This is a genomic window from Leisingera aquaemixtae (assembly GCF_019801145.1).
Classification (GTDB): Bacteria; Pseudomonadota; Alphaproteobacteria; order Rhodobacterales; family Rhodobacteraceae; genus Leisingera; species Leisingera aquaemixtae_A.
In genome coordinates, this window is record NZ_JAHVJQ010000004.1 from 366,846 (window position 1) to 393,068 (window position 26,223).

The 26,223-nt window shown below is 65.8% G+C and carries 29 protein-coding genes; 15 read left to right on the forward strand and 14 right to left on the reverse strand.

Annotated features, from left to right (window positions below; genetic code table 11):
* Positions 1 to 154 precede the first annotated feature (154 nt).
* Genes pgsA through KUW17_RS12110 form a run of 3 tightly spaced genes read left to right on the forward strand, consistent with a single transcriptional unit; the run spans position 155 to position 1,522 of the window.
* Complete coding sequence (gene pgsA, locus KUW17_RS12100; protein ID WP_222479366.1) at positions 155 to 826, forward strand: CDP-diacylglycerol--glycerol-3-phosphate 3-phosphatidyltransferase; 672 nt, start codon at positions 155 to 157, stop codon at positions 824 to 826.
* Positions 826 to 1,071: a molybdopterin converting factor subunit 1 gene (gene moaD, locus KUW17_RS12105; RefSeq protein ID WP_222479368.1), complete on the forward strand. Its 246-nt coding sequence runs from the start codon at positions 826 to 828 to the stop codon at positions 1,069 to 1,071. The genes pgsA and moaD overlap by 1 nt, the downstream gene beginning before the upstream one ends.
* A 4-nt stretch (positions 1,072 to 1,075) precedes the next feature.
* Positions 1,076 to 1,522 (forward strand): molybdenum cofactor biosynthesis protein MoaE, encoded by a 447-nt coding sequence (locus KUW17_RS12110; protein ID WP_222479371.1) that lies wholly within the window; start codon positions 1,076 to 1,078, stop codon positions 1,520 to 1,522.
* A 283-nt stretch (positions 1,523 to 1,805) separates the two neighbouring features.
* Here KUW17_RS12110 and KUW17_RS12115 read toward each other — a convergent pair whose 3' ends face one another.
* From KUW17_RS12115 to ubiA, 3 genes are read right to left on the reverse strand one after another with little or no spacing between them, the layout of a single operon-like run.
* Positions 1,806 to 2,120, reverse strand: a complete 315-nt coding sequence (locus tag KUW17_RS12115; protein WP_222479373.1) for a hypothetical protein — start codon at positions 2,118 to 2,120, stop codon at positions 1,806 to 1,808.
* The gene (locus tag KUW17_RS12120; protein ID WP_222479375.1) at positions 2,120 to 4,006 is read right to left on the reverse strand and encodes an OmpA family protein; all 1,887 of its coding nucleotides are present in this window, start codon (positions 4,004 to 4,006) and stop codon (positions 2,120 to 2,122) included. Before KUW17_RS12120 ends, KUW17_RS12115 begins: the two co-directional genes overlap by 1 nt.
* Positions 4,007 to 4,066: 60 nt before the next feature.
* Positions 4,067 to 5,029, reverse strand: coding sequence for a 4-hydroxybenzoate octaprenyltransferase (gene ubiA, locus KUW17_RS12125; protein WP_222479377.1), 963 nt, complete (start codon positions 5,027 to 5,029; stop codon positions 4,067 to 4,069).
* 12 nt (positions 5,030 to 5,041) lie between these two features.
* Here ubiA and KUW17_RS12130 point away from each other — a divergent pair, with 12 nt between their 5' ends.
* From KUW17_RS12130 to KUW17_RS12140, 3 genes are all read left to right on the forward strand, one after another.
* The gene (locus KUW17_RS12130) at positions 5,042 to 5,767 is read left to right on the forward strand and encodes a 16S rRNA (uracil(1498)-N(3))-methyltransferase (RefSeq protein ID WP_222479379.1); all 726 of its coding nucleotides are present in this window, start codon (positions 5,042 to 5,044) and stop codon (positions 5,765 to 5,767) included.
* Between the two features lie 163 nt (positions 5,768 to 5,930).
* Positions 5,931 to 6,458 (forward strand): hypothetical protein, encoded by a 528-nt coding sequence (locus KUW17_RS12135; protein ID WP_222479381.1) that lies wholly within the window; start codon positions 5,931 to 5,933, stop codon positions 6,456 to 6,458.
* A gap of 65 nt (positions 6,459 to 6,523) precedes the next feature.
* Positions 6,524 to 7,894, forward strand: a complete 1,371-nt coding sequence (locus KUW17_RS12140; protein WP_222479383.1) for a glutamate--cysteine ligase — start codon at positions 6,524 to 6,526, stop codon at positions 7,892 to 7,894.
* 104 nt (positions 7,895 to 7,998) lie between these two features.
* On the opposite strand, the gene KUW17_RS12145 is transcribed toward KUW17_RS12140, so the two are convergent.
* Positions 7,999 to 8,475, reverse strand: coding sequence for a YHS domain-containing (seleno)protein (locus KUW17_RS12145; protein ID WP_019297145.1), 477 nt, complete (start codon positions 8,473 to 8,475; stop codon positions 7,999 to 8,001).
* 240 nt (positions 8,476 to 8,715) lie between these two features.
* Between KUW17_RS12145 and KUW17_RS12150 the strand changes: the two genes are divergently transcribed.
* Positions 8,716 to 9,066, forward strand: coding sequence for a hypothetical protein (locus tag KUW17_RS12150; RefSeq protein WP_222479385.1), 351 nt, complete (start codon positions 8,716 to 8,718; stop codon positions 9,064 to 9,066).
* Here the strand turns inward: KUW17_RS12150 and KUW17_RS12155 are convergent.
* The 7 genes from KUW17_RS12155 to KUW17_RS12185 are packed head-to-tail and all read right to left on the reverse strand — an operon-like array spanning position 9,056 to position 13,590.
* The gene (locus tag KUW17_RS12155; RefSeq protein WP_222479387.1) at positions 9,056 to 9,328 is read right to left on the reverse strand and encodes a hypothetical protein; all 273 of its coding nucleotides are present in this window, start codon (positions 9,326 to 9,328) and stop codon (positions 9,056 to 9,058) included. The genes KUW17_RS12150 and KUW17_RS12155 overlap by 11 nt on opposite strands.
* Positions 9,325 to 9,930, reverse strand: a complete 606-nt coding sequence (gene plsY / locus KUW17_RS12160) for a glycerol-3-phosphate 1-O-acyltransferase PlsY (protein WP_222479389.1) — start codon at positions 9,928 to 9,930, stop codon at positions 9,325 to 9,327. Before plsY ends, KUW17_RS12155 begins: the two co-directional genes overlap by 4 nt.
* The gene (pyrC, locus tag KUW17_RS12165) at positions 9,930 to 11,240 is read right to left on the reverse strand and encodes a dihydroorotase (RefSeq protein WP_222479391.1); all 1,311 of its coding nucleotides are present in this window, start codon (positions 11,238 to 11,240) and stop codon (positions 9,930 to 9,932) included. The genes plsY and pyrC overlap by 1 nt, the downstream gene beginning before the upstream one ends.
* Positions 11,237 to 11,620 carry a hypothetical protein gene (locus KUW17_RS12170; protein WP_222479394.1) on the reverse strand — a complete coding sequence of 128 codons (384 nt, stop codon included), beginning with the start codon at positions 11,618 to 11,620 and terminating at the stop codon, positions 11,237 to 11,239. Before KUW17_RS12170 ends, pyrC begins: the two co-directional genes overlap by 4 nt.
* The gene (locus KUW17_RS12175) at positions 11,620 to 12,153 is read right to left on the reverse strand and encodes a hypothetical protein (RefSeq protein ID WP_222479396.1); all 534 of its coding nucleotides are present in this window, start codon (positions 12,151 to 12,153) and stop codon (positions 11,620 to 11,622) included. Before KUW17_RS12175 ends, KUW17_RS12170 begins: the two co-directional genes overlap by 1 nt.
* A complete protein-coding gene (locus KUW17_RS12180; RefSeq protein ID WP_222479398.1) occupies positions 12,150 to 12,635 on the reverse strand; it encodes a hypothetical protein in 486 nt (161 codons plus the stop codon). Before KUW17_RS12180 ends, KUW17_RS12175 begins: the two co-directional genes overlap by 4 nt.
* A gap of 4 nt (positions 12,636 to 12,639) precedes the next feature.
* Positions 12,640 to 13,590, reverse strand: coding sequence for an aspartate carbamoyltransferase catalytic subunit (locus KUW17_RS12185; protein ID WP_222479400.1), 951 nt, complete (start codon positions 13,588 to 13,590; stop codon positions 12,640 to 12,642).
* 209 nt (positions 13,591 to 13,799) lie between these two features.
* Here KUW17_RS12185 and KUW17_RS12190 point away from each other — a divergent pair, with 209 nt between their 5' ends.
* The 6 genes from KUW17_RS12190 (at position 13,800) to KUW17_RS12215 (ending at position 21,314) form a co-directional block, all read left to right on the forward strand.
* Positions 13,800 to 14,564: a uracil-DNA glycosylase family protein gene (locus tag KUW17_RS12190; protein ID WP_222479402.1), complete on the forward strand. Its 765-nt coding sequence runs from the start codon at positions 13,800 to 13,802 to the stop codon at positions 14,562 to 14,564.
* Between the two features lie 8 nt (positions 14,565 to 14,572).
* Positions 14,573 to 15,172, forward strand: coding sequence for a metallophosphoesterase (locus KUW17_RS12195; RefSeq protein ID WP_222479404.1), 600 nt, complete (start codon positions 14,573 to 14,575; stop codon positions 15,170 to 15,172).
* Complete coding sequence (locus KUW17_RS12200) at positions 15,169 to 15,789, forward strand: LysE family translocator (RefSeq protein WP_222479406.1); 621 nt, start codon at positions 15,169 to 15,171, stop codon at positions 15,787 to 15,789. The genes KUW17_RS12195 and KUW17_RS12200 overlap by 4 nt, the downstream gene beginning before the upstream one ends.
* The gene (moaB, locus tag KUW17_RS12205) at positions 15,790 to 16,332 is read left to right on the forward strand and encodes a molybdenum cofactor biosynthesis protein B (RefSeq protein ID WP_222479407.1); all 543 of its coding nucleotides are present in this window, start codon (positions 15,790 to 15,792) and stop codon (positions 16,330 to 16,332) included.
* 126 nt (positions 16,333 to 16,458) lie between these two features.
* The gene (locus KUW17_RS12210) at positions 16,459 to 17,913 is read left to right on the forward strand and encodes an efflux RND transporter periplasmic adaptor subunit (RefSeq protein ID WP_222479410.1); all 1,455 of its coding nucleotides are present in this window, start codon (positions 16,459 to 16,461) and stop codon (positions 17,911 to 17,913) included.
* 5 nt (positions 17,914 to 17,918) lie between these two features.
* Complete coding sequence (locus tag KUW17_RS12215) at positions 17,919 to 21,314, forward strand: efflux RND transporter permease subunit (RefSeq protein ID WP_222479412.1); 3,396 nt, start codon at positions 17,919 to 17,921, stop codon at positions 21,312 to 21,314.
* Here the strand turns inward: KUW17_RS12215 and KUW17_RS12220 are convergent.
* Together KUW17_RS12220 and KUW17_RS12225 are read right to left on the reverse strand one after the other, a co-directional pair.
* Complete coding sequence (locus tag KUW17_RS12220) at positions 21,284 to 21,745, reverse strand: NUDIX hydrolase (RefSeq protein ID WP_222479414.1); 462 nt, start codon at positions 21,743 to 21,745, stop codon at positions 21,284 to 21,286. The two genes, KUW17_RS12215 and KUW17_RS12220, sit on opposite strands and share 31 nt — an antisense overlap.
* The gene (locus KUW17_RS12225; protein ID WP_409996777.1) at positions 21,742 to 22,563 is read right to left on the reverse strand and encodes a protein-disulfide reductase DsbD domain-containing protein; all 822 of its coding nucleotides are present in this window, start codon (positions 22,561 to 22,563) and stop codon (positions 21,742 to 21,744) included. The genes KUW17_RS12220 and KUW17_RS12225 overlap by 4 nt, the downstream gene beginning before the upstream one ends.
* 179 nt (positions 22,564 to 22,742) lie before the next feature.
* Between KUW17_RS12225 and KUW17_RS12230 the strand changes: the two genes are divergently transcribed.
* Positions 22,743 to 23,300: a YqgE/AlgH family protein gene (locus KUW17_RS12230; protein ID WP_222479416.1), complete on the forward strand. Its 558-nt coding sequence runs from the start codon at positions 22,743 to 22,745 to the stop codon at positions 23,298 to 23,300.
* 122 nt (positions 23,301 to 23,422) lie between these two features.
* Here KUW17_RS12230 and KUW17_RS12235 read toward each other — a convergent pair whose 3' ends face one another.
* A complete protein-coding gene (locus tag KUW17_RS12235) occupies positions 23,423 to 24,373 on the reverse strand; it encodes an L-threonylcarbamoyladenylate synthase (RefSeq protein ID WP_222479418.1) in 951 nt (316 codons plus the stop codon).
* 142 nt (positions 24,374 to 24,515) lie between these two features.
* Here KUW17_RS12235 and KUW17_RS12240 point away from each other — a divergent pair, with 142 nt between their 5' ends.
* On the forward strand, positions 24,516 to 26,219 hold the full coding sequence (locus KUW17_RS12240) for an acyl-CoA dehydrogenase (protein WP_222479420.1): 1,704 nt from the start codon (positions 24,516 to 24,518) through the stop codon (positions 26,217 to 26,219).
* Positions 26,220 to 26,223: the final 4 nt, after the last annotated feature.

The window sequence follows — 26,223 nt, forward strand, 5'->3', positions numbered from 1 at the left end:
TCCAGATGGGCATGTTCACCGGACAAACGGCGCACCTCACGAGAGCGGCTGAACCGGATTGCCGCCGGTCGCCGCGGTTTGCCAGTGCCAGCTATCGCCGAATTTTGTTCAAGCCCGCTTTCCACTTGGGAAACAGCCGGATAATGTGCGCCGCATGAAGTGGACCTTGCCGAATATCCTCACCCTGCTGCGGCTGATCGCGGCGCCCGGCCTTGCCGTGATGTTTTTGTACTTCACCCGGCCTTATGCAGACTGGTTTGCCTTGCTGCTGTTTGTGACAGCGGCGGTGACCGACTGGTTCGACGGCTACCTGGCCCGCGCCTGGAAGCAGGAAACCAAGATGGGCGCGATGCTCGACCCGATTGCCGACAAGGCGATGGTGGTGATCGCGCTGATGATCCTGGTGGGCTATTCCGCCGAACACTGGACCCCTTGGCTGGTGCTGCCCGCCACGGTGATCCTGTTCCGCGAGGTGTTTGTATCGGGCTTGCGCGAATACCTGGGCGACACCGCCGGAACGTTGAAGGTCACCAAGCTCGCCAAGTGGAAAACCACGGCCCAGATGATTGCCATCGCCACGCTGTTCTCGCAGGGGATCTTTGAGCACTATCTGGTGATGTCCTCCTTTGGCATGGACCAGGCGCTGATCGAGCAGATCATGACGGGGCAGGTATCCGATGAAATGGGCCTGCGCTGGAAATTCGCCGGCATGGTCTGGACTGGCCGCATCGGCCTGTGGCTGCTGTGGATCGCCGCCGCCCTTACCGCCATCACCGGGGTGGATTACCTGCGCAAGGCAATGCCGCATCTGAAGGAGGCACACTGATGGATGTCCTTTATTTCGCCTGGGTGCGCGAACGCATTGGCCTGCCGCGCGAGCGGGTGGAGACCACTGCCGCTACGGTCGCGGATCTGGTCGAAGAACTCCGCTCCCGCGAGGAGCGCTATGCCGCTGCCTTTGCCGACCTGTCGGCGCTGCGGGTAGCACTGGACCAGGAGTTGTCGGAATTCGACGCGCCGCTTGATGGCGTGCGCGAGGTCGCCTTTTTCCCGCCGATGACCGGAGGTTGAGGCAATGCGGATTTCCGTGCAGGAAGCCCCGTTTGAACTTGGCGCCGAAAGCGATGCCTTTGCCGCCGGTGTGGCGAATGCAGGCGCCGTGGTGACCTTTACCGGTGTGGTGCGCGATGCCGACCAGGGCGGGCTTCAGGCGATGGAGATCGAGCATTACCCGGGCATGACGGAAAAGGCGCTGACTGCCATTGCGGAGGAGGCCATGAGCCGCTGGTCGCTGGCCGATGCGCTGGTGATCCACCGCCACGGCCGCCTGGCCCCGGGCGAGCGTATCATGATGGTCGCCACCGCGGCGCGCCACCGCAAGGATGCGTTTGAAGCGGCGGAATACCTGATGGATTACCTGAAATCCCGCGCGCCGTTCTGGAAGAAGGAAATCCTGGCCGGCGGCACCTCCGACTGGGTGGCCGCCAAGGACGCCGATGAGGATGCCCTGAAGCGCTGGTAAGCCAAGGAGGCGGGGCGGGGGCTCCCGCCAGCTGTTCAATCATCCGGGATGATTGCCATCTGTCGGGCCCGGCGCCGCGCGTTGCGCGGCGTTCCCCCTTCGCTGAGGAGGCCTGAACGGGCAGGTCTGCGCATTCAGGCCCAGCTTGAGTTTGATTGAAGGCTGGCGCGGCAAGGAAAAGCCGCTTCGCGGGGCCTGCGGCCTCCTTGACCCGCCGGCGGCAAGAAGCGGCCCGCGGCGCGCATCAGCGCGGCCTGCAGGCGCGGGAGCATCCCCGGCTAAGTCAGTGCGGGATCTGGCTGCGCAGTTCCTCTGCCTCGCGGCGGGCCTCGCGAAGGCCATCCATCGCGGCACGCAGTTCCGCCTCGGTCTGGGTCAGCTGGTTGGTCAGTTCCGCCTCGCGCTGCTGCAGGTAGGTGATCGCCTGGTCGCGGGTTTCCTCCGCCTCATGCAGCTCCTGGCTCATCCGGTCGAGGTCGGCCACGTCGCTCTGCCGCACCCGGGTGAAACGGTGCACCAGCCAGTTGGCAAACCAGCCCATGGCAAAGGCCGCAAACAGGATGATCGCGGTGGTGATGATGAACTCGGTCCTGTTCATTACTCTGTGGTCTCCTGTGCGTCATCTGCGCTATCGGCGGCCTCGCCGCTATCCTGGCCATCTGCCGCCGCCTGCTCTGCCGGGCGGACCAGCTTGAACTCGATACGGCGGTTGGCCTCGCGGCCCTCTTCGGTGCCGTTGTCGGCAATCGGTTCGCTCTCGCCATAACCCTTGGCCGCAAAGGTGGAAGTCACCACCCGGCGCGCCCGCAGCTCGTTCAGCACCGATTGCGCCCGTGCCTGGCTGAGGTTCTGGTTCATCGACTCGCGGCCCTGGCTGTCGGTGTGGCCCTGGATCTCCAGCCGCACCGGGCCGCAATTGCCCAGAACTTCGGCGATCCGGTCCATGGTTCCGGCGCTTTCCGCCGCGATGGTGGCAGAGCCGGGCTCAAAGGCGATCTTGGCCTCGCTCTGGGCGCTGGCCAGCTGCGCCTCGCAGAGTTCCGGTGGAATCGGCTGGTCCGCGGGTGCGGGCGGTTCCTCGTAGCTGATGTCGAGGCCGTAGGTCTCTGCCTCGCCCAGCTTGGCGGACAGGAAACGGGCGATCTCGGACAGCGCATCCTTGCGGTAGCTCATACCGCGCAGTTCCAGGTTCTCCGGAGTCACCGTGACCGCGCCGCGCTGCAGATAGGACAGCGCCTCCAGTCCGGCCAGCACCCGCACCGGCCAGTCGGCGGGCAGGTCGGCGACAACCCGGGTGGCGGTATGCACATTCGCCGAGCCGAAGCGCGCCTTGGCATAGCTGTCCACCACGGTCCGCAGCGCCGCGTCGCTCAGCCGGCCGCGCAGCTGCACCTGGCCTTCGGGGCTTAGGGTGGCGGTGAATTCCGGCGGCCCGGCAGTGGCGCTGGCTTCGGGCACCGGCAGCACCGCATGCAGGGCAAAGACCCGGGGCAGGGCGTTTTCCAGCTCGCCCACCACATGATCGAAGGTGCCGCTAGCGGTGCCTTCCGCGGCAACCAGAGTGATGTCGGCATTGGCAATGGTGACGGAGCCTCCGCCCAGTTCGGCAACACTGGCAATGCTCAGCTCCGCCGCGCGGGCCCAGTTGGGCGAGGGCACGCCCATGCCGATCACGCAATCGGCACCGCCCTCCAGCCCGGCCGTGCGCGCCGCGGCGAGGATGCGATTTCGGCTTTCCTCGCTCTCGGCGGAACAGGCGTCGAACTGAGCGCCGTCCTTGTCCAGCAGGAACCGCAGGGTGAAGGGGGTGATCACTGGCCGCGGCGCGGCAATGTCCATCGCCAGACGCAGCCCCGGCGGCGCCAGCCGGCCCAGCTCTTCCTCCAACTGGTGCTTGGCTTCTTCGCTGCCCGAGATCGCGGTTATGGAGACCTCGCCGGCCTCAACCGAGATCTTGGCGCGCGGCAGCAGTTTCAGCGCCTCGACCGCAAAATCCAGCGACTCCTGCCAGCCTTCCGGCTTGTCATAGCGGGCGGTTTCCAAGAGGTCCGCCACATTGCCTTCGCCGGCCAAGGCGTTAAGCTTTTTCACCATCGCGGCCCGCCCGGACCCTGACGGCATCAGCCCGATGATTGAAATGCCGCTGTCATTGCGCAGGATCTCCGCGGAAAACCGCGGCGGCGCCAGCCCTTCGGTGGGGGGAACCTCCATCCCGTCGATAATCCGCGCCGCGTCGACGACGCTGCCGACCAGAGAAATCACCGAAAACCGGGTTGCTTCGTCCGGGGCAGTGCCTTCAAGCAGCACCTGCAGCCCGTCGGCGGTCACCTCGGCCCAGGTAAACCCCGCGCGGTCCAGCGCCTGCCGGACCCCGGTTTCGGTGCCGTGCTCCACAGCGGTGACGGCAAATCCGGCGGTGACAAGGCTCAGCCCTGCGGCGGCGGTGAAGGCCAGGCCTGGGATCAGCAGAGAAGACAAGCGCATATGGCGGCAATTTCCCTTAGTCAGTTAGTGGCTCTTAACCTGCACAGGGCCGCGGTTCAATCAAACGAACATCGCCAGCACAAAGAAGATAAGCGGGATCAGGCCGGTATCGCGGTTCAGCCGGAACAGCTGCAGCAATCTGCCGGTGTTTTCCGCGTCAAAGGCGCGCAGCTGCCAGGTCATGTGCCACCCCATCGCCCAGGGGGCGGCCAGCGCCAGCACCAGTGCCAGCACCGAGGCGCTGTCCAGCATCGCCGCAATCACCGCCAGCGCCATCAGGCTGACAAAGGCCACGATGAAGCGGCGCAGCCACATCGGGGTTTGCGTGCCGAACAGCAGGGCGGTGGACTTCACGCCGATCAGCGCGTCGTCCTCAGTGTCCTGATGGGCATAGATGGTGTCATAAAACAGCGTCCAGGCGATACCGGCCAGGTACAGCAGCACCGGCGGCCAGCCCATGGAACCAGTGTGCGCCACCCAGGCCAGCATGGCACCCCAGTTGAAGGCGAGGCCCAGAAACACCTGCGGCCACCAGGTAAACCGCTTGGCAAACGGATACACCGTCACCGGCAGTAGCGACAGGATGCCCATGGCGATGGCCGCCTGGTTGAAAGTCAGCAGAATCGCTAGGCCAGCCAGGCATTGTAGCGCCATCCAGGCCAGCGCGCCCTTGACCGTGACCTGGCCAGAGGGGATCGGGCGGGAGCGTGTGCGTTCCACCTGGCCGTCGAAGTTGCGGTCGGTGATGTCGTTCCAGGTGCAGCCCGCCCCGCGCATCAGCCAGGCGCCGGCGGCGCAGCCGATTGCAATCCACAAGTCGCCCCACCGCGGGCTCTGATCCGCCAGGATCGCCAGTGCCAGCCCCCACCAGCAGGGGATCAGCAACAGCCAGGTTCCGATCGGCCGGTCGGCGCGGGACAGCCGCAGATAGGGCCGGGTCCACTCCGGTGCATGTGTGTCGACCCAGTTTCCCCTGACCGCATCCGCGACCTGACCCTCTGGCGCTGGCTTTTGGCCTTGCATATGTAGGACCCCATGAGTGCAAAAATCAGACTGTATGTAGAGCACCCTTTGGGGGCAGGGCAATCGGTTCCCTTGGATCGTGATCAGGCGCATTACCTGTTCGGGGTGATGCGGCTCGCTGCGGGCGCCCATGTGGCGCTGTTCAATGGCAAGGACGGCGAATGGCTGGCCGAAGTGGCGGAGGCCGGAAAGCGCGGCGGCACGCTGGCCTGCCTGGAACAGACGAAGCCGCTGCAGATGCCGCCGGACCTGTGGCTGATGTTTGCCCCGATCAAGAAGGCGCGCACCGATTTCATTGTCGAAAAAGCAGCGGAAATGGGGGCTGCGCGCATTCTGCCGGTGCAGACCGAGTTCACCAATTCCGAGCGCATCCGCCAGGACCGGCTGCAGGCGCACGCGGTCGAGGCGGCGGAACAATGCGGCGGCACCTGCGTGCCGGAGGTGGCGGATCTGCAAAAGCTCTCCCGCCTCTTGGACCAATGGCCGCAGGAACGCCAGCTGATGTTCTGCGACGAGGCCGAGGTAGGCAATGCGCTGCAACTGGCCGCAGAGACGCAGAAAGACTCGCCCTGGGCCATTCTGATCGGTCCAGAGGGGGGCTTCTCAGATTCTGAACGCAAGCGGCTGCACGCGCTGCCGCAATCCCATGTGGTCAGTCTCGGCCCCCGCATCCTGCGTGCGGACACCGCTGCTGTGGCCGCGATGACCTTGTGGCAGCAGGCACTGGGAGACTGGTAAAAGCGGGGCATGTGCCGCTGGTCACAGACTGGAAACCATTTTTGGTTAACCTTTCCGTGTGTGGCAACGGCGGCCGGCCATTGCATCCGATGCTGCAGCGCCACAAATAAGGAAGGCATGGCAAGCGGTTCCGCCTGCCAGACTTTGATATGAGGCGAAACACATGAGTTTCATCCGCCCCGAAGCCCGCGACACCCTGTGGCAATGGCGCGAGGTCCTTGCCGCCGCGCTGATGTTCCTGCTGGGGCTGAAATGGGCGTTTTCCGCGGCCGGCTTTACTGCGATCACCGGCTGGGCGCTGGTTGCCACCGGGCTGGTGGCTGCCGTCATCGGCGCCCAGCGGATGCGCTTCCGGCGCGGCACCGGCGGGCCGGGGGTCGTGCAGGTGGACGAGGGGCAGATCGCCTATTTCGGACCGCTCACCGGGGGCGCTGTGGCGGCCTCGGAACTGGAACGGCTGGCGCTGGACCACACCTCCAAACCGCCGCACTGGCTGCTGGAGCAGCCCGGCCAGCCGCCGCTGGCAATCCCGGTGAATGCCGAAGGCTACGAGGCGCTGTTTGACGTCTTTGCCGCACTTCCGGGCCTCAAGACAGAGCGGATGCTGGCAGAACTGCGCCGCCGCGGCCCTCACCAGGTCGTGATCTGGGAGCGCGCCGCCAGCCGCCCGGAACATCAGCGCCTGCATTGACACCGGCGGCGATTCCGCCCACGACTGACCCTTCAAGACAGATCTAACAGGACGGAGTGCCAGGCATGTCCATTCCCCAGTCCGGCGGCGGGCCGATCGAACGCCACGAGCAGCTTGCCCAGTATCTTGCCGACGGCTGCAAACCCAAGGAAGACTGGCGCATCGGCACCGAGCACGAGAAGTTCGGCTTCTGCAAGGATACGCTGAAGCCGCTGCCCTATGCCGGTGAACGCTCCATCCTGGCAGTTCTCGAAGGCTTGCGCGACGGCCATGGCTGGGCGCCGCTGACCGAAGGCGAAAACCTCATTGGCCTGACCAAGGACGGCGCCAACATCAGCCTGGAGCCAGGCGGCCAGCTGGAGCTTTCCGGCGCGCCGCTGGAAACCATCCACGAGACCTGCGACGAGGTGAACGCCCACCTGCGCGACGTCAAGGACATCGCTGACAAGATCGGTGTCGGCTTCATCGGCCTGGGCGCTGCGCCCATCTGGAAGCATGAAGACATGCCGCTGATGCCCAAGGGCCGCTACAAGCTGATGGACGGCTACATGCAGGAGGTCGGCACCATGGGCACCACCATGATGCGCCGCACCTGCACCGTGCAGGTGAACCTCGACTTCTCCTCCGAGGCCGACATGGTGCAGAAACTGCGGGTGGCGCTGGCGCTGCAGCCGGTGGCCACGGCACTGTTTGCCAATTCCCCGTTCCTGGACGGCAAGCCCAACGGCCATAAGTCCTGGCGCGCCCGCGTCTGGCGCTCGCTGGACGCCGACCGCACCGGCATGCTGCCCTTCGTGTTCGAGGAAGGCTTCGGTTTCGAGGCCTGGGTGCAGTATGCGCTCGATGTGCCGATGTATTTCGTCTACCGCAATGGCGAATACATCAACGCGCTGGGCATGTCCTTCCGCGACTTCCTGAAGGGGGAACTGCCCGCGCTGCCAGGCGAAACCCCGACGCTCAGCGATTGGGCCGACCACCTGACCACCATCTTCCCCGAAGCGCGCATCAAGAAATTCATCGAGATGCGCGGTGCCGACGGCGGCCCCTGGCGCCGCCTGTGCGCGCTGCCCGCCTTCTGGGTGGGGCTTACCTACGATCAAAGCGCGCTCGATGCCGCCTGGGACCTGGTCAAGGGCTGGGACGCGGAAACCCGCGACGCCCTGCGCGTTGCCGCCTCGGAACAGGGGCTGCAGGCCAAGGTGGGCGGCATCAGCATGCACGAACTGGCCCGCGAGGCGGTGGCGATCTCCGAAAGCGGCCTCAAGGCCCGCGCGCGCCCCGGCGCCGGCGGTCTGGTGCCGGATGAGACCCACTTCCTGAATGCGCTGAAAGACAGCCTGGAAACCGGCAAGGTGCCCGCGGATGAGCTGCTGGAGCGCTATAACGGCGCCTGGGAAGGCGACCTCAGCCGCATCTACAGCGAGTTCGCTTATTAACATTAAATGAAAAGGCCGCGCTTCGGGCGCGGCCTTTTCCATTGAAAAACCGGCGGCAGGTTGCCCCGCCGCCGGCTGTTTTTCGTGAGTGGCAGCTTCAGGCCTTACTGCGCCTGAAGTTCTTCCGGGGTCTTGTCAGCAATATCGGTCCAGTTGACGCTGGCCTTCTCGATGAAGCCCGGGATGTCGCCTTCCCAGCGTTCCTGAATGTCCTGCGACAGGTTCAGGTACAGGGTGTTGTCGACGATCTTCCAGTGGTTCGGATCACCGTCGAACTTGAAGCCCATCGCGGTGCCAAAGGCGCAGTAGCCGCCGTAGGCCGGCACATAGGCTTCGGGATTCTTTTCAAATGCCGCTTTGTGCTCTTCCGAGGCGAAGCGGTAGGTTGCGTCATTGTAAATGGAAGTGATTTTGTAGCTGCCCTTGGTCGGGGCACCGTCCGTGAAATATGCGACCGGGTCATAGCCCTGCATGGCCAGGCCGGTGGAGGATGCGTTGATCTCAACGCCCGCCGCCAGTGCCGAGGTTGCCATCGCAACCGACAGAGCCACACCGCTGATCAGTGCTTTTACTTTGTTCATGGTTCCGTCCTTTCTAATCCCGGCCGCGGCGTTCCCAAATGCTTGCCCGGCCGGCGTTTCACCATGTGTGCCGCGGTATGCTGCGGGTCACGGCACCGATGTGGAGAGCCGGGCGATCACATTCAAAACAACTCAATTTGACTGTGCGCGGGGCGGATGCCGCCTGTGCAATTCCGCGCAGAACGGGTGACAGGCAGCATGGTTGCGGGCAGACTGGGCACAGGAAACCCGGAGGACAGGATGACACGCTCATTCACAACCCGCCGCGCCGTGCTGGGCGGCCTTTTGGCGGCAGCAGCCTTTGCAGGGGCGGCCGCAGCCCAGAGCATCAGCGGCAGCTACCGCGCCGAGGGCCGCAACCCCGATGGCAGCACCTATACCGGCACGGTGCAAATCCAGGACAATGGCGGTGCGATCGAGATGAACTGGCAGGTCGGTGCCCAGGCCTATGCCGGGACCGGCACCCGCAACGGCGATGTGGTCTGGGTCGACTGGGGCGATACCTACCCGGTGGTCTACGTGCGGATGCCCAGCGGTGAGCTGCACGGCACCTGGTCCAACGGCCGCGCTTTGGAGCGGCTCATTCCATAACCTGCAGTGCCAGCACGAAGCGGACGACCTTCTCCGCAGGCATCTCGCAGGGTTTGAGGCGGGCGCCGGACGTGAGCCGGTAAAGGTTGAGGCTGATGTAATCCGTGCCGCCCAGTTCGCGCGCCACCAGCTTTTGCGATTTGCCGCCGGCCAGGTCTTCGCGGGACACCATGTATTTGCACCCTTCCGCAGTCCCGGTGAAGGCGCCCAGCGGCAGGGCGTCGAAAGCTGCAAGAAAGGCCTGCAGCTTCTCCGGCGTCACTTCTGGCCGATCCGCGGCTCAGTGCCCGCCCGCAGGCGGGCGATATTGGCCGAGTGCCTGATGAACACCACTGCCGCCAGCAGCGCGGCCAGCAGGGCAACCGGATGGTAGCCCAGCAGCAAGGCCCAGGCCGCGCCCGACGCGGCCGAAACCAGCGCGCCCATCGAGGAAATCCGGGTCATTGCCGCTGCCGCCAGCCAGGTCAGGCAGCAGGCGATGCCCACCGGCCAGGCCAGTGCCAGCATCAGGCCGAGGAAGGTTGCCACCCCCTTGCCGCCCTTGAAGCCCAGCCAGACCGGAAAGCAATGGCCGAGGAAGGCCATCAGCCCTGCCATCTGCGACGCATCCTCGCCGGCCAGAAAGCGGGCCAGAAGCACCGCCACCGCGCCCTTGCCGCCGTCCAGAAGCAGCGTCAGTGCCGCGGCGGCCTTGCTGCCAGTGCGCAGCACGTTGGTGGTGCCGATATTGCCCGATCCGATTTCCCGCAGGTTGCCGAGGCCGAAAGCCTTGGTCACCACCAGCCCGAACGGCACTGAGCCGAGGCCGTAGCCGATAACCGCCCACAGGATCAGAACCGCCGCAGAGCTTTCGAGTACTGGCATCAATCCCTCCGGTAGACGGGCTCGCCCGCCACATATGTCGCTTCGACCCGGCCCTGCATCCGCTGGCCGTCATAAGGCGTGTTCTGTGATTTCGAGCGCAGCTTGAAGCGGTCCAGCACAAACGGCACATCCGCATCGAACAGCACCAGATCCGCGGGCGCCCCCGCGGCCAGGCGGCCGCTCTCCAAGCCCAGCCGCCTGGCCGGGTTCAGCGACATGGCGCGAAACAGGGCTGGCAGGTCCAAAAGCTCGGCGTGGTAAAGCCGCAGCGCAGCGGGCAGCAGCGTTTCCAGCGCCACTGCGCCGGCCGCGGCTTCCTCGAACGGCAGGCGCTTGCTTTCCTCGTCCTGCGGCGTGTGCATCGAGGAGATGATGTCAATGAGCCCGGTCCGCACCGCCTCAACCACCGCCAGCCGGTCGTCCTCGGAGCGCAGCGGCGGCTTCACCTTGAAGAAGCTGCGGTAGCCCGCCACGTCCAGCTCATTGAGCGTCAGGTGGTGGACCGAGGTGCCTGCAGTGATGTCGAGCCCGTTCTTCTTGGCGCGTTCCAGTGCGGGCAGGGCGCGCGCGGTGGTGATCTGGTCGGCGTGGTATTTCGCACCGGTCATTTCCAAGAGAGCGATATCGCGGTCCAGCCCCATCCGTTCCGCCATCGGGGAGACCGCAGGCAGGCCATACAAGGCTGCAAACTTGCCGCTGGTGGCGGCGGCGCCCTTGCTCAGGACCGGCTCCTGCGGGTGGGCGATGACCAAAGCTCCGCAGGACCGTGCATATGTCAGCGCCCGCTGAAACACCTTGGTGTTGCTGACCACATGGTCGCAATCGGAAAACGCCACCGCGCCGGCATCCATCAGAAAGCCGATCTCAGTCATCTCCCGCCCTTCGCGCCCCTTGGTCAGCGCCGCCATCGGCAGCACGTTCACGGGCGTGTCCGCCTGGGCGCGGCGGGTCACGAATTCCAGCGTCTCCGGGCTGTCGATTGCCGGGGTTGTGTCGGGCCGGGTGACAATGGTGGTCACGCCGCCCGCCGCGGCGGCAAGCCCGGCGGTTTTGTAGCTTTCCTTGTGCCGCTCACCCGGCTCGCAGACCTTGACGCCGATATCGACAATCCCCGGCGCCAGGCATTTGCCGCCGCAGTCCACCTGGGTGACGTCGTCCGGGCCGGCGTTATGCGCGCGCAGCAGCTGGGCGGGGTCGGCGGCATTCTTTTCGACCGCCGCGATCCGCCCGTTCTGCACCAGAACCGCGCCGGGCGTGTCGGTGCCTGCCTCGGGATCGATCAGGCGGGCGTTGATGAAGAGAGTGCTCATGCCTTGGCTCTTTCAATTTCGTTGAGGGTCGCGGCCGGGTCGGCCTGGTATTTGATCAGGTGCTTGTCGCCGGTTTTGGTGACCACTTGCACATAGCTGCCCATAGTGCGGACGGCCTCTATCTGGTGCAGCGGCACTGAACGCCCGGCCGGGCCTGAGAGGCTTTCCCGGGTCAGTGTCCAGACCACCGCCAGCTCCTCGCTGGCCATATACCAGCCGCGAAAGGCAATGGCGGCCAGCCCGCCCACGGCGCCGGTCCAGATATGCGGGCTGTCCATGAACCATAGGACAGCCATCGCGCCGCCCATGCCAATCGCCGCCATCCAGGCGTGGGCGCGGACATAGGCGCTGCGGTCGGGTTTGAATTCAGCCGCTGCCATCAGAACACCAGGGCCCAGACAGCCAGGGCAATCAGGGTCATGACTATGGCAAAAAGCGCGGCCCCGATGCGGCGGGCCTTGCTGCGGGCCTCGCGCGGGGGCAGCTTGGGCGCGGAGTAGGGCTTGGCGCTTTCGGTGGAAACCGGCGGGGCGCTCCAACTGGTCTGCCGCTCTCCGTAGGTGCCTTTGAGCACGATCTGCGCCGCCGGGGTCAGTCGGGTCTCGTCACCCCCGAAGGCGCGGGAGCGGATCAGCAGCACGTGGCCTTCCAGCGCCTGCAGCATCTCCCGGTCCTCTTCGACCTGCGCCCGCGGCACGCCGCAGCCTTCAGTCAGGTAGCCGGTCAGGCCGATGTCCTCGAGATCAGAGACCGGGAAGACCTCTACTTGGTCCATGTCGAGCGCCTCGATCCCCAGCACCTGCGCCAGCGCGCCGGGTTCCTTCAGGAACGCCGCCTGCTCCGGCCGCATGTCCAGCGCAAAGAGCCGGATCACGCCGCGCTCGCCTGCCGGGATATGGATTGCGCCTGTCAATTTCCCACCTGCTGACTTGCTGCCTGTCTTGCTTCAACGCGGCTCAAAAGATCTTTGAGCGTGACATATGCCTCTTTTCGGTTCTCGGTTTCAGTGAGGAAGATACTTGGGCCGTTTTTCAGCCTGACTTGCGGACCTCGCTGCACTTTGGCGATCCGGCCGATGGGAATAACCTGATCTTCACCGTAGTAGATGGCGCGTTCTGTCACCGCCCAGCTGCGAGGCCTTGAGGATGGGTGAAGTGCAAGCATTGAGTAGAAGAGCGCTCCCAAAAGGTAGAGCACGCCGGTAACAATGGAGGCGAGCGGTATTGGCGCGCCCTTGCCAAAAACGAAGAGGGCAACCAGCATTGGATAGGTCGAAACAAGAATGACCGTAACAACGATGCGGTTGCGCCAGAGTCGCGCTGGAGGCACATTTTCGGGGCCGCCAACTATTAGGACACTTTCTCCATCTGGTATCTTGGCGCTAGCAGTGTTCACGCGTTCAGCCCGCTTTTTCCTGGCGCTCGGCGCGGAGGTTGCGGGCCAGGAGGTCCATCGCCGCCATCCGCACCGCAACCCCCATCTCGACCTGCTCCTGAATGACAGAACGGTTGATGTCATCGGCAAGCGTTCCGTCGATCTCCACGCCGCGGTTCATCGGGCCGGGGTGCATGACGATGGCGTCCGGCTTGGCCAGCGCCAGTTTTTCGGCGTCGAGACCGTAGCGGTGGTAATACTCGCGCTCCGACGGAATGAAGCCGCCGTCCATGCGCTCCTTCTGCAGGCGCAGCATCATGACGACATCCACGTCCTTCAGGCCTTCGCGCATGTCGTCGTAAATCTCGGCACCGAATTCTGCGAACTGGCCCGGCACCAGGGTCGGCGGGCCGATCAGCCGGATGCGGTTTTCCATCTTGCCCAAAAGGATCAGGTTGGAACGGGCAACACGGGAATGGGCGATGTCGCCGCAGATTGCGATGTTCAGCCGGTGCAGGCGGCTCTTGGAACGGCGGATGGTCAGCGCATCCAGCAGCGCCTGGGTCGGGTGCTCATGCTTGCCGTCGCCGGCGTTCAGAACTGCGCAGTTCACCTTCTGGGCCAGCAGATCCACCGCGCCGGAATGCGGGTGGCGCACGACCAGAAGGTCCGGGTGCATTGCATTCAGCGTCATTGCGGTATCGATCAGGGTTTCACCCTTTTTGATCGAGGAAGCCTGCATCGCCATGTTCATCACATCGGCGCCCAGCCGCTTGCCCGCCAGCTCGAAAGAGGCCTGAGTGCGGGTGGAGTTCTCAAAGAACATGTTGATCTGTGTGAGGCCCGCCAGCACGTCGGAGTGCTTTTCCGGGCGGCGGTTCAGCGCCACATAGTCGTCGGCCAGATCGAGGATCGCGGTGATCTCATGCGGCTTCAGCGGTTCGATGCCAAGCAGGTGGCGGTGTTCGAAGGACATATGGGGGCGGCTCCGCTTGATTTGCCGGTTCTTATAGGCGGCAGCGCGGGTTGCGGCAAGGCGTTGCCGCGGCAGGCGGGCGTTGCACTGGCGAGGGGCCGGCCCCTCGCGCTCCCCGGAGTATTTTTAGCAAAGAAGAAGAGGTTGGCCCGAATAATACTTTGAGCGCAGGTGTTCCGCTTGCCGGCTGGGCGGAGTAGCTTGGGCGCATGGAATCGGCATTGGATTACTGGAGCGCCCGGGCGCTGTTGGAGTGGCAGGCGGAGCTTGGCGCCACCGAGGCGCTGTGCGACGAACCGGTCGACCGGTATGCGCTGGAACAGGCCGCTCCCAAGCCGAAACCGGGCGCAGCCCCGGCGCCGCCGCCGAAGCCGAAAGAAGTGGACCCAATCGAGGTGGCCCGGAAGGCGGCCAGGGGCGCGGCCTCGCTGCCCGCCCTGCGCGATGCGATGGACGGCTTCAGCCACTGCGACCTGAAACGCGGCGCCCGCCATCTGGTGTTCTCCGACGGCCAGGCCGGCGCGCGGGTGATGATCATCGGCGAGGCGCCGGGCCGCGACGAGGACCTGCAGGGCAAGCCGTTTGTCGGCCGCGCGGGGCAGCTTCTGGACAAGATGCTGGAGGCGATCGGCCTCAGCCGCGCGGAAAATGCCTATATCACCAATGTGCTGCCCTGGCGGCCGCCGCAGAACCGCGACCCGCTGCCCGCCGAGATTGCCATGCTGACCCCCTTTCTGGAGCGGCATGTGGCGCTGGCAGAACCGGACATTCTGGTGCTGATGGGCAATATCAGCTGCCAGGCGGTGCTGGGCAAACGCGGCATCACCCGGCTGCGCGGGCAGTGGGACCAGGCCTGGGGCAAGCCGGTCATTCCGATGTTCCACCCCGCCTACCTGCTGCGCCAGCCTGCGCACAAACGGCTGGCCTGGGCGGATCTGCTGGAGCTGAAGGCGCGGCTGGGGAGCTTGTCCTGAGGTAGCCCATGAAAATACTGGCATTCTCCGATCTGCATCTTTCAGCCTCCCACGCTGCGGACATCGTGGCGGCCAGTGCGGGCGCGGATCTGGTGATCGGGGCCGGTGATTTCTGCAACGTGCGGATGGGCATGAACAGTGCCGTGATCATGCTGGCAGGGCTGAAGGCGCCGATGATTGCCGTGCCCGGCAACGGTGAAAGCGCCGAAGAACTGCGCGCCGCTGGATTTGCAAATACTACCGTTCTGCACGGAGAAGGCACGGATTTCGAAGGGCTGCGTCTGTTCGGTTTGGGATACGGCGTGCCGGAAACGCCTTTTGGCGGCTGGTCCTGCGATCTGAGCGAAGTGCAGGCGGGCGCGATGCTGGCGGCCTGCGATCATGCGGATATCCTGATTTCCCATTCTCCGCCCAGGGGGCTGGGCGATGTGACCTCCCGCGGGCAGTCTGTCGGTTCCACCGCAGTCCGGGCCGCGGCAGAGCGGATCCAGCCGCAGCTGTTGCTGTGCGGCCATGTGCATGACTGCTGGGGCTTTCGCGGCAATCTGGGCAAGACGGAGGTGGCAAACCTCGGCCCCGGCGTGAGCTGGTTCGAGGTGGAGCCGTGATTGATCCCGTGACCCTCCTGGCCTTCATCCCGGCGGCGCTGGCGCTGAACCTGACGCCGGGCGCGGACATGATGTTCTGCCTTGGGCAGGGGCTGCGCTCCGGCCGCGCCGCGGCGGTGGCAGCCAGCGCCGGCATCTCTGCGGGCAGCATGGTGCATGTGGTGCTGGCCGGGCTCGGGCTGGGGGCTGCGGTCTCTGCCATGCCTGCGCTGTTTGACGTGATCCGCTGGGCCGGCGTGGCCTATCTGCTGTTCCTGGCCTGGGGCGCCTTGCGCAGCGGGCCGGTCCGGGCAGATGCGCCTGCGGTGCCTGCCCGGCGGGCGTTCCGCTCCGGTTTCCTCGTCAACCTGACCAATCCCAAGGTGATCCTGTTCGTGCTGGCCTTTGTGCCGCAATTCGTGACGCCTGCGGCCGGGCCGGTGCTGATGCAATTCCTGATCTTCGGGCTGATCCTGGCCGCGGGCGGGTTCATCATCAACGGCCTGGTGGGCATTTTCGCAGGCCAGGCCGGGCGGCAGCTGACAGGCTCGCCGGTCATTGCGCGCTGGCTGGGCCGGGTCTCGGCCGGAATTTTTGCAGGGCTGGCCGTTCGGCTGGCAATCATGGAGAGGGCGTAGATGTCCCGTATTGACGAAAGCATGGAATTCATCCCGGTCCGCATTGCGGTGCTGACGGTCTCGGATACCCGCAGGATGGAGGACGACCGCTCCGGCCAGGTGCTGGTCGACCGGCTGCGGGAGGCGGGCCATACCCTTGCCGACCGCAAGATCATCCCCGACGAGCGGGCAGAGATCGCCGCCCAGCTGCGGGCCTGGATTGCCGATCCCAAGGTGGACGTGGTGATTTCAACCGGCGGCACCGGCCTGACGGGGCGCGACGTGACGGTGGAAGCGCACCGCGACGTCTACGAGAAGGAGATCGAGGCCTTCGGCACCGTCTTCACCTGGGTTTCCATGCAAAAGATCGGCACCAGTGCGGTGCAGTCGCGGGCCACTGGCGGCGTTGCGGGCGGCACCTATCTGTTTGCGCTGCCCGGCAGCCCCGGCGCCTGCAAGGACGGCTGGGATGAAATCCTGTCAAAACAGCTCGATTACCGCCACCGGCCCTGCAATTTCGTGGAAATCATGCCCAGATTGGAAGAACATCTGCGACGGAAGTAACCGTGCACGGCGTGTAACCTCGCAAACCTGCGCGGAAAATCGTATATTTCCAAGCGGGCACAAGGCATTTGCGCTTTGGCAGCCCATGCGCGGCTCCGGCAGCAGCCGCCACCGGAAGGGAGAGACATGCGCTTTTTGCGTCAGAGTTTGATGGGGCTTTTCCTGGCGTCGCTGACGGCGGCTCTGCTGCTTTATGCCGGGCAGCTGATCTTTGGCGCCATCGAGGCGCAGCTCAATGCCGAACGCAAGGCGCCGCCGGTGCGGGAAAGGGTGTTTGCGGTCAATCTGGTGACTGCCGACCTGCAGACAGTGGCACCGGAACTGACCGCCTTCGGCAGGGTTGAAAGCCGCCGCACATTGGAATTGCGCACGGCTGTCGGCGGCCGGGTGGTTCAGCTTTCTGAGGATTTCGAGGAAGGCGGTGCGGTGCAGGCGGGCGAGGTGCTGGTGCAGATCGACCCTGCGGATGCGCAAGCGGTGCTGGACCGGGCGGAGGCCGACATGATGGATGCCCGCGCCGAGGAGCGCGACGCGGGCCGGGCGCTGATCCTGGCGCAGGACGAATTGCAGGCGACCCAGGACCAGGCGCAGCTGCGCGAGCGCGCGTTCCAGCGGCAGCTGGACTTGCAGGAACGCGGCGTCGGCACCGCAGCCACGGTTGAAACTGCGGAACTGGCTGCGGTGCAGGCCCGCCAGACCGTGATCTCTCGCCGCCAGGCGGTCAGCCAGGCTGAGGCGCGGGCGGATCAGGCTGCTACCCGCGTGGCCCGGGCGCAAATCGCACTGGACGAGGCGCGGCGCGATCTGGACGACACCACCATCAAGGCAGGCTTTGACGGCACATTGCAATCGGTCAGCCTGGTGCAGGGCCGGCTTGTGTCCGCCAATGAGAAACTCGCGGATTTGGTCGACCCGGACCTGCTGGAGGCTGCGTTCAGGGTCTCGACCGCGCAATATGCCCGGCTGCTGGACGGCGACGGCCATCTGCTGAAAGCCCCGGTGCGGGTGTCGCTGGATGCGGCTGGCGCCGGTCTCAGTGCAACCGGGCGGATTTCGCGTGCCAGCGGTGCAGCGGGCGATGGGCAGACTGGGCGGCTGGTCTATGCCAGCCTGGACGCTGCGCCGGGTTTCAAGCCGGGGGATTTCGTGACCGTCCATGTGACAGAGCCGGAGGTCCGCGCGGTCGCGCGGGTTCCGGCTTCTGCGCTGGGCGCCGATGGTTCGGTGCTGCTGCTGGGCCCAGAGGACCGGCTGGAGGCGCTGCCCGTGGAACTGGTGCGCCGCCAGGGCGATGACGTGCTGATCCGCGGATCCGGGCTGGAGGGGCGCGAAGTTGTCACCGGGCGGACGCCTTTGCTGGGTGCGGGCATCAAGGTGCGTCCCGTGCGCCAGGGCGCGGAGGTGCAGGCGCTGCCGGAGCTGATCGAACTGACGGACGAGCGCCGCGCCCGGCTGGTGGCGCTGGTTGAGGGCAACAGCCGGATGCCCTCGGAGATGAAGGCCAAGATGCTGCAGCAGCTCGCCGAGGCCAAGGTGCCCGCGCAGCTGGTCAGCCGGATCGAATCCCGGATGGGAGGCTGAGGCCGATGGCGCGCAGGCTCCCCCGGCAGGCCCGCGGGCTGTTCAGCTACTTCACCCGCCACCGCACGGCGGCCAATCTTCTTCTGGTGATCATGCTGGTGCTGGGCGCTGCGGCAATGCCCAACATGCGGGCGCAGTTTTTCCCCGATGTGATTGTCGAAAGCGTCACCGTCACCGTCGAATGGGAGGGCGCCGGCCCCGAGGATGTGGACAGCGCCATCGTTCAGGTGCTGGAACCCGCCCTGCTGGCGGTGGACGGGGTGGAGGAGACCTCCTCCACCTCCCGCGAAGGGCGGGCGACGCTGACGCTGGAGTTTGAGCCCGGCTCTGAAATGGGGCAGGCCACCGACGATGTGCAAGCCGCGGTGGATAGTATCACCACTTTGCCGGAAGAGGCCGAAAAGCCGGAAGTGCGGCGCGGCGCCTGGCGGGACCGGGTGACCGACGTGGTGATCACCGGGCCGGTCGGGGCGGGGCAGCTGGGGCTGTTTGCCGATGAACTGGTGGTGCGCCTCTTTGAGGCCGGCGTCACCCGCACCACGATCCGCGGCATGGCGGCACCGCAGACCATCGTCGAAGTGCCCACCGCCAAGCTGATCACCCACGACGTCACCATGCGCGAAATTGCCGAAGCTATTGCTGCAGAGGTCGATGCAGATCCCGCTGGCGATGTGAGCGGGGCCAACGCCCGCGTGCGCACCGGCAGCGAGAAACGCAGGCCGGATCAGCTGAATGCCATCGTCCTGCGCACCAATGCCGACGGCTCGGTGCTGACCATCGCCGATGTGGCGCGGGTGCGGGTTGAAGGCGTCGACCGCAACCGTTCCTATTTCGTCGATGACAACCCGGCGATGTCGATCAGGGTGGACCGCTCGGATCAGGGCGATGCGATCCGGCTGCAGCACCAGGTGCAGCAAGTGGTGGACGAGATGCAGGCCAGCCTGCCGCAGGGAGTGACCGCGCAGCTGATCCGCACCCGCGCCGAGCGCATCACCGACCGCCTGGACATTCTGGTCGACAACGGTCTGATGGGGCTCGGGCTGGTGCTTTGCCTCCTGTTCCTGTTCCTCAACACCCGCATTGCCTTCTGGGTGGCGATGGGCATACCGGCCTCGATGTTTGCTGCGGTGGCGCTTATGTATGCAGCCGGGATCACCATCAACATGGTCAGCCTCTTTGGCCTGATCATCACCCTGGGGATCGTGGTGGATGACGCCATCGTGGTGGGCGAACACGCCGACTTCCGGTTCCGGCGGCTGGGCGAAAGCCCGATGCAAGCGGCTGAGAATGCCGCCCGCCGCATGGCGATGCCGGTTTTTGCCGCAACTCTCACCACCATTATTGCCTTCTTCGGCCTGACCCTGGTGGGCGGGCATTTCGGCACGCTGATCCGCGACATTCCCTTCACCGTGATTGCGGTGCTGGCGGCATCCCTTGTGGAATGCTTCCTGATCCTGCCCAACCACCTGGCCCATGCGCTGGCCCATGCCCAGGCGCACCACTGGTACGACTGGCCGAACCGGATGGCGAACCGCGGCTTCCGCTGGCTGCGCGACCATGCCTTCCGCCCGCTGATGGGCGTTGTTGTCACCGCGCGCTATGCGGTGCTTGCAGGCGCGCTGGCGATCCTGGCCAGCCAGGCGGCCTTGTTCATCAACGGCGATGTGCAATGGCGCTTCTTCAATGCGCCGGAGCGCGGCTCGGTCACCGGCAATTTCGCCATGGCGGAGGGCGCCACCCGCGCCGACACCCTGGCGATGATGCGTGAAATGCAGCGCGCGGCTGAGGCACTGGGCGCCGAGTACGAAGAACGCTATGGCCGCAACCCCTTGGAGTTCGTGATGACCGAGGTGGGCGGCAATGCCGGCCGGGGATTGAGCGGGGCGGAGACCAAAGACAAGGATCTTCTCGGCGGCATCTCGATCGAACTGATCGACGCCGACTTGCGCCCCTATTCCAGCTTTGCCTTTGTGGCTGAGCTGCAGGAGCGGGTCGTCCAGCACCCGCTGGCGGAAACGGTCTACTTCCGCGGCTGGCGGTCAGGGCCGGGCGGCGATGCGCTCGACGTGCAATTCTCAGGTTCCAGCATTCAGGTGCTGAAAGATGCTTCCGAAGACCTGAAAACCGCGCTGTTGCGCTTCCCGGAAGTCTCGGCTGTCGAGGACAATCTCGCCTATGACAAGGAGGAGGTGATCCTCGACCTTACCCCTCAGGGGCAGGCGCTGAACTTCACCATCGGCAGCCTGGGCCAAGCGCTCCGGGCGCGGCTCAACGGCATTGAGGCCGCGACCTATCCCGACGGCCCGCGCAGCGCCAAGATCCGGGTGGAACTGCCGGAGAACGAGCTGACCGCCGATTTTCTGGAGCGCACCCTGATGCGGGCGCCCAGCGGCATCTATGTGCCGCTTGCCGATATCGTCTCGGTCACACAGCGCACCGGTTTTTCCACTGTGCGCCGCGAGAACGGCATCCGAGTGATCAGCGTGACCGGCGATATTTCCGAGGACAATCCGGCCCGCGCCGAGGCGGTGACGCAGGCGCTGCAGAACGAGATCCTGCCCAGGATCGCAAGCGAGCGGCAAGTGGAATGGCGCCTGTCAGGATTGGCAGAACAGGAACAGAGCTTCCTGCAGGAAGCCGGCACCGGGCTGATCCTCTGCCTTACCGGAATCTATCTGGTTCTGGCCTGGATCTTTGCCAGCTGGACCCGGCCGCTGGTGGTGATGGCAATCATCCCCTTCGGCCTCGTCGGCACCATCTGGGGCCATTACATGTGGGAGGTGCCGCTTTCCATGTTCACCGTGGTGGGCCTGTTGGGGATGACCGGGATCATCATCAATGATTCCATCGTGCTGGTGACAACCATTGACCAGTATGCCGAGGACCGCGGGCTGATCCCGTCGATCATCGACGCGGCGGCAGACCGGCTGCGCCCGGTGATGCTGACCACGATGACCACGGTTCTCGGCCTGGCGCCCCTGCTGTTTGAGCGTTCGCAGCAGGCGCAGTTCCTGAAGCCGACGGTGATCACGCTGGTCTACGGCCTTGGCTTCGGGATGTTCCTGGTGCTGCTGGTGGTGCCTGCGCTGGTGGCGATGCAGCGCGATCTGTCGCGGCCGCTGACCTCCCTGCGCCGCGCCCTGCGGCAACAGGCGGGGCGCCTGCGCTGGCTGGTCCTGGGCACGGCGCTGGCGCAGCTGGGCTGGCTGGTGCTGACGCTGGGCTGGGCGATGGCCTCCGGCGCCCTGCATCCGGCGCTGCGGATGATTCCGGTGCTGGCGGCGATGGAACCGGTGCGGGCGGGTCTGCTGGCATTTGCCGCAGGCGCGCTGCTGCTGGCATTGCTGGCCTATGCAGCGGGCGGTATCGCTTACCGGCTCAACACCCGCCAGCGGGCCTGAGCCAGCCGCGCCACCTCTCCCACCTGGTCCAGCAGCTGCAGGCCGCGGTTCTCGATGCCGTCAACGGGGATCCACTCTGCCTGTTCGGCATCATCATCCGGCACCGGGTCACCGCTCAGGTGTTCGCACAGCACCACGGTCAGCAGATACTGGCGCAGCGCCGTACCCGGCGCACCGCGCGAGATCACATCCACATTGGTGAGATATTCCAGCGGCCGGGCAGTCACACCCGTCTCTTCCATCAGCTCGCGCGCAGCGGCCTGCAGCGCGGTCTCGCCCATTTCCACATGGCCGCCGGGAAAGCCCCACCAGCCTGCGTTCGGCTCCTTGCCGCGCTGCACCAGGATCACATGATCCTGACCGCCGAAATGGCGGCAGACAACGGCAATGGTGCCAAGGACCGGGCGGGCAGGGCCGTCAAGCGTGCTCATCCAGCACTGCAGCCGTGAATATCAACTGCATGGTTTTTGCCCAGCACCGTGATCCGCAGCTGCGAGCGGTCGATGGCATAGGCCTTGCCGTCCGCCGGCAGGAACTCGGTCTCCGCCACCAGCTGCCCGCCTTCGCGCCGGGTCTTGGTTTCGCCGGCATAAAGCTTGGGGTTGCCCGGTTCGATAACTGCAATCTCCTCGCCGCCGGCAGAGGGCATCGAGATGCGGGCAGTGACCGTCATGCCGTAGTCGGAAGGGCGCAGGCTGCAGGATGCCGCACGCACACCCGCCTCCTTGGCCGACCAAGGGCGGCTGGCCATTGCGGCGGCAATTGCCGGGTTGCGGCCTGAACTGCTGTCCAGCTGATGGTCGAACTTCAGCTCGGCCGGCACGCAGACATCCTTGCACACCCCCAGCTGCATCCGCCCCTTCAGGCGCACCGGCTTGCCCGGAGTCTCGGGGGTGATTTCCACCGGCAGCACCAGTTGATCATGGTAGCCGATGGTGCGGTATCCGGACGTCATAAACACCTCGGGCGAAGGCCAGGTGATCGACAGTGCGCCGACATTGCGGGCGCCGCGCCAGGAAAAGCTGGGCGGAATGCCGGCATCGCCGGGCGCCCGCCAATAGGTCTTCCATCCGGGCTGCAGGGTGATCTTCAGCGCACCCATGTGGGTGCCGCGCGGCGTCATGCCGCCGTCCAGAACCTCGATCCGCACGATATCGCCATCCACGCTGCCGGAATTGGCCGGCGCGGCGGCAGCGGCGGCAAGCAGGGCAGCCGCGGCGGCAGCGGATTTGGTCAGCATCTGTCTCATGCAAGAATAAATGCGCCCGCCAGCCCGGTTTGCCAAGTCACGATCCGGTCATGATCCCATCATCCCCCTGTGTTTGCGGCAAATTTGCCGGAGCCTGCGCGGGGTTGCGCCGATGCGCCCCTTGCGCGGGAAGCGGGCGCGCGTCATGGTGGGGGGAGGCAGCAGAAAGACGGAACTTCATGGATCTGACTGGCAAGCTCTTGATTGCAATGCCCGGAATCGGCGACCCGAGATTTGAGCATTCGGTGATCTTCCTGTGCTCGCACGGCGAGGAGGGCGCGATGGGCCTGATCGTCAACAAGCCCGCGGACGGGGTGGCGCTGGGGGATTTGCTGGAGCAGCTGGACATGGGCGGTGAAGGCAGCGCAGCATCGGCGCTGCCGGTGCGGTTCGGCGGCCCGGTGGAGACCCAGCGCGGCTTCGTGCTGCACACGCCGGACTACGAATCGGATGTCAGTTCGCTGAAGGTGCCGGGCGGGTTCTCGATGACAGCAACGCTGGATATACTGGAGGACATTGCCCGCGGCGAGGGGCCGCAGGACCTGCTGGTCCTGCTGGGCTATGCCGGCTGGGGGCCGGGGCAGCTGGAATCGGAGATCGCCATGAACGGCTGGCTGACAACGGATGCCAGCCCGGAACTGGTGTTCGGCCTCGCGGATGACAGCAAATGGGAGGCGGCCCTGAAGACCCTTGGCGTTGATCCGCTGACCCTTTCGGCCAGCGCCGGCCACGCCTGACCGCACAAGGCAAAGCCCGTGCTGGGGGAAGGCTCCCGCGCGTTTTCTGATTATCGGAGATAATCCCAAAACCCTTGGGCCGGGCGCCCATCTGCGATGGGCGCTGCCGCGGCCGGAGTTGTTCAGTCCCGCGGTGCGGCGGCGCGGCGCAGGCGGTCGTTGATGGCTTCGCCCAGCCCGTGCTCCGGCACCGGGGCGACAGCGATCGGCTTGCCAAGAGCGTCGAGCTGGTGGAGATGGCCGAAGAGATTGGAGGCGGCCTCCGCCAGATCGCCATGTTCGGACAGGTTCAGGTCGCAGGGGCCGGGGCCGAAGCCGAGATACAGCTCGCCCTCGCCGGGCGCGTCAGCATTCAGTCGCACGGGCGCGCCAGGGGCATAGTGCGACAGCAGCTGCCCGGGGGCGGTCAGCGGGTCGTGCACATCCCGCTCTGCCAGCTTGCGGCCCAGCACTGCCTCGATCTTCTCTGCCGCCAGCCCGCCGGGGCGCAGCAGCACCGGTTCCGGCCCCGCCAGCCCGATGATGGTGGACTCCAGCCCGACCCCGCAGGCGCCATCGTCCAGGATCGCGGCAATCCGGCCGTCCAGCCCGGCCTTCACATGGGCCGCCGTGGTCGGGCTGATCTTGCCGGAGGGGTTGGCGGATGGTGCTGCCACCGGCCCGTCCAGCTCCCGCAGCAGCGCCTGCGCCGCCGGATGCGCGGGCACCCGCACGCCGAGCGTCTCCAGCCCGGCGGTGACCAGCGGCGAGATCCCGTGGCCCTCCCGCAGCGGCAGCACCAGGGTCAGCGGCCCGGGCCAGAACGCCTCTGCCAGCTGTTCCGCAACGTCATTCCATTCCACGTGGCGCCGCGCAGCCTCCGCCGAATGCACATGGGCAATCAGCGGGTTGAACGAGGGCCGCCCCTTGGCCTCGTAAATCGCGGCGACCGCTTTGCCCTGTCGGGCATCGGCGCCCAGGCCATAGACCGTCTCGGTCGGGAAAGAGACCAGCTGCCCGGCCTGCAGAAGCTGCGCGGCGCGGGCAATGCCGCCTGCCGTTGCGGCAAGAATTTCAGTGCTCTGCTGGGGCATTCCGGGTGACGCGGCGTTTTGGTTGATTGAATTGGGCGCCCGGTTAGGTAATCGGACAAGCCACAGACAATAATAGGCCCGCGCCGGGAAGCCAAGACTGCCCGTGACCGCACGCCCCAGAAACCCCCGTCAGAGGACGCCCATGACTTTCCGCGCCCCCGTTTCCGAGTATGAATTTCTGCTGAACCACGTTGTGGGCTATGACAGCATCCCCGCCACTGACCGCTTTGCCGAGGCCACGCCCGATACCGTGAGCGCAATCCTGACAGAGGCAGGCAAGCTGTGCGACGAGGTAATGGCTCCGCTGCAGCGCAACGGCGACCTGCATCCCGCGCATCTGGAAAACGGCGTGCTGCGGACCTCGCCCGGATTTGCCGATGGCTACCAGGCCATTCGCGAGGGCGGCTGGGTCGGCATCAGCGCAGCGGAGGAGCACGGCGGCATGGGGCTGCCGCAGACAGTTGCGGTCGCAGTCTATGAAATGATGGCCGGCGCCTGCCTGTCGCTGCAGCTTGCACCGCTGCTGAGCCAGGGCCAGATCGAAGCGCTGGAGCACCATGCCGCGGATGCAATCAAGGAGCTGTACCTGCCCAAGCTGATTTCGGGCGAATGGTCCGGCACCATGAACCTGACCGAACCGCAGGCCGGGTCCGATGTCGGCGCACTTACATCGAAGGCGGAGCCCAATGGCGATGGCACCTACGCCATTTCGGGGCAAAAGATCTTCATCTCCTGGGGCGACAACGACTTCTGCGGCAACGTCTGCCACCTGGTGCTGGCGCGGCTGCCCGACGGGGTGCCGGGGACCAAGGGGATCTCGCTGTTCCTGGTGCCGAAATACCTGCCGGACGCGGACGGCAACCCGGGCAAGGCCAATGATCTGAAGGTCGTGAGCCTCGAACACAAGATGGGCCTGCACGGCTCCCCCACCTGCGTGATGCAGTTCGACGGCGCCACCGGCTGGCTGGTCGGGCCGGAGCACGGCGGCATGGCTGCGATGTTCACCATGATGAACAATGCGCGCGTCGGCGTCGGCGGACAAGGTGTCGGCGCGGGCGAGGGCGCCTATCAGCACGCGCTGGCCTATGCGCTGGAACGCAAGCAGGGCAAGACTGCCAGCGGCTTCATCGCCGACCATGCCGACGTGCGCCGGATGCTGATGGAGATGAAGGCGGACCTGTTCGCCGCCCGCGCGATCCTCATGGCCTGCGCCCGCGCCATCGACATGCAGACCGCCACCGGCGACAGCAGCTGGGCCGCCCGCGCGGCGTTCCTGACGCCGATTGCCAAAGCCTTTGGCACCGACACCGGCATGCGGGTTTCGGAAACCGGGGTGCAGGTCTATGGCGGCATGGGCTTCATCGAGGAATCTGGCGCCGCGCAGTATTACCGCGACGTGCGGGTGACGGCGATCTACGAGGGCACCAACGGCATCCAGTCGATGGACCTGGTGGCGCGCAAGATGATGGACGGCGGCGAAATGGCCTTTGCCCTGATCGACGAGATCGAGGAACAGGCCGAACGCGCCCGCGCCACCCATCCGAACATGGCCGAAGCCGTCTGGCAGGCCTGCGAGTCCCTGCGCGAAGCCACCGAATGGCTGGTGGCGCAGCAGGACATGCAGGACCGTTTCGCCGGCTCAGTTCCGTACCTGCGCGCCTTTGCCCGGGTGCTGGGCGGCCATTACCACCTGTCTGCCGCAATGGCGGACCGGGGCGGTGCGCGCGAGAAGCTGGCGCGCTTCTACATCACCCGGATGCTGCCGGAGCATGCGGCGCTGCTGGCCCATGCGCAGGCCGGGGCAGAGGGCACCTTCGCCCTCTGCCTCGACGAACTGGCGGGCTGACAGC

Coding starts and splice junctions, on each gene's coding strand:
- KUW17_RS12145 (WP_019297145.1), bottom strand. CDS start 8,475: ATGAACAAAGTAAAAGCACTGATCAGCGGTGTGGCTCTGTCGGTTGCG.
- KUW17_RS12195 (WP_222479404.1), top strand. CDS start 14,573: ATGAAAATACTGGCATTCTCCGATCTGCATCTTTCAGCCTCCCACGCT.
- KUW17_RS12170 (WP_222479394.1), bottom strand. CDS start 11,620: ATGGCAGCGGCTGAATTCAAACCCGACCGCAGCGCCTATGTCCGCGCC.
- KUW17_RS12110 (WP_222479371.1), top strand. CDS start 1,076: ATGCGGATTTCCGTGCAGGAAGCCCCGTTTGAACTTGGCGCCGAAAGC.
- KUW17_RS12190 (WP_222479402.1), top strand. CDS start 13,800: ATGGAATCGGCATTGGATTACTGGAGCGCCCGGGCGCTGTTGGAGTGG.
- KUW17_RS12215 (WP_222479412.1), top strand. CDS start 17,919: ATGGCGCGCAGGCTCCCCCGGCAGGCCCGCGGGCTGTTCAGCTACTTC.
- KUW17_RS12230 (WP_222479416.1), top strand. CDS start 22,743: ATGGATCTGACTGGCAAGCTCTTGATTGCAATGCCCGGAATCGGCGAC.
- moaB (WP_222479407.1), top strand. CDS start 15,790: ATGTCCCGTATTGACGAAAGCATGGAATTCATCCCGGTCCGCATTGCG.
- KUW17_RS12225 (WP_409996777.1), bottom strand. CDS start 22,563: ATGAGACAGATGCTGACCAAATCCGCTGCCGCCGCGGCTGCCCTGCTT.
- KUW17_RS12120 (WP_222479375.1), bottom strand. CDS start 4,006: ATGCGCTTGTCTTCTCTGCTGATCCCAGGCCTGGCCTTCACCGCCGCC.
- KUW17_RS12130 (WP_222479379.1), top strand. CDS start 5,042: ATGAGTGCAAAAATCAGACTGTATGTAGAGCACCCTTTGGGGGCAGGG.
- KUW17_RS12235 (WP_222479418.1), bottom strand. CDS start 24,373: ATGCCCCAGCAGAGCACTGAAATTCTTGCCGCAACGGCAGGCGGCATT.
- KUW17_RS12185 (WP_222479400.1), bottom strand. CDS start 13,590: ATGTCCTTCGAACACCGCCACCTGCTTGGCATCGAACCGCTGAAGCCG.
- pyrC (WP_222479391.1), bottom strand. CDS start 11,240: ATGAGCACTCTCTTCATCAACGCCCGCCTGATCGATCCCGAGGCAGGC.
- KUW17_RS12220 (WP_222479414.1), bottom strand. CDS start 21,745: ATGAGCACGCTTGACGGCCCTGCCCGCCCGGTCCTTGGCACCATTGCC.
- KUW17_RS12240 (WP_222479420.1), top strand. CDS start 24,516: ATGACTTTCCGCGCCCCCGTTTCCGAGTATGAATTTCTGCTGAACCAC.
- KUW17_RS12135 (WP_222479381.1), top strand. CDS start 5,931: ATGAGTTTCATCCGCCCCGAAGCCCGCGACACCCTGTGGCAATGGCGC.
- KUW17_RS12210 (WP_222479410.1), top strand. CDS start 16,459: ATGCGCTTTTTGCGTCAGAGTTTGATGGGGCTTTTCCTGGCGTCGCTG.
- pgsA (WP_222479366.1), top strand. CDS start 155: ATGAAGTGGACCTTGCCGAATATCCTCACCCTGCTGCGGCTGATCGCG.
- plsY (WP_222479389.1), bottom strand. CDS start 9,930: ATGCCAGTACTCGAAAGCTCTGCGGCGGTTCTGATCCTGTGGGCGGTT.
- KUW17_RS12115 (WP_222479373.1), bottom strand. CDS start 2,120: ATGAACAGGACCGAGTTCATCATCACCACCGCGATCATCCTGTTTGCG.
- KUW17_RS12140 (WP_222479383.1), top strand. CDS start 6,524: ATGTCCATTCCCCAGTCCGGCGGCGGGCCGATCGAACGCCACGAGCAG.
- KUW17_RS12150 (WP_222479385.1), top strand. CDS start 8,716: ATGACACGCTCATTCACAACCCGCCGCGCCGTGCTGGGCGGCCTTTTG.
- moaD (WP_222479368.1), top strand. CDS start 826: ATGGATGTCCTTTATTTCGCCTGGGTGCGCGAACGCATTGGCCTGCCG.
- ubiA (WP_222479377.1), bottom strand. CDS start 5,029: ATGCAAGGCCAAAAGCCAGCGCCAGAGGGTCAGGTCGCGGATGCGGTC.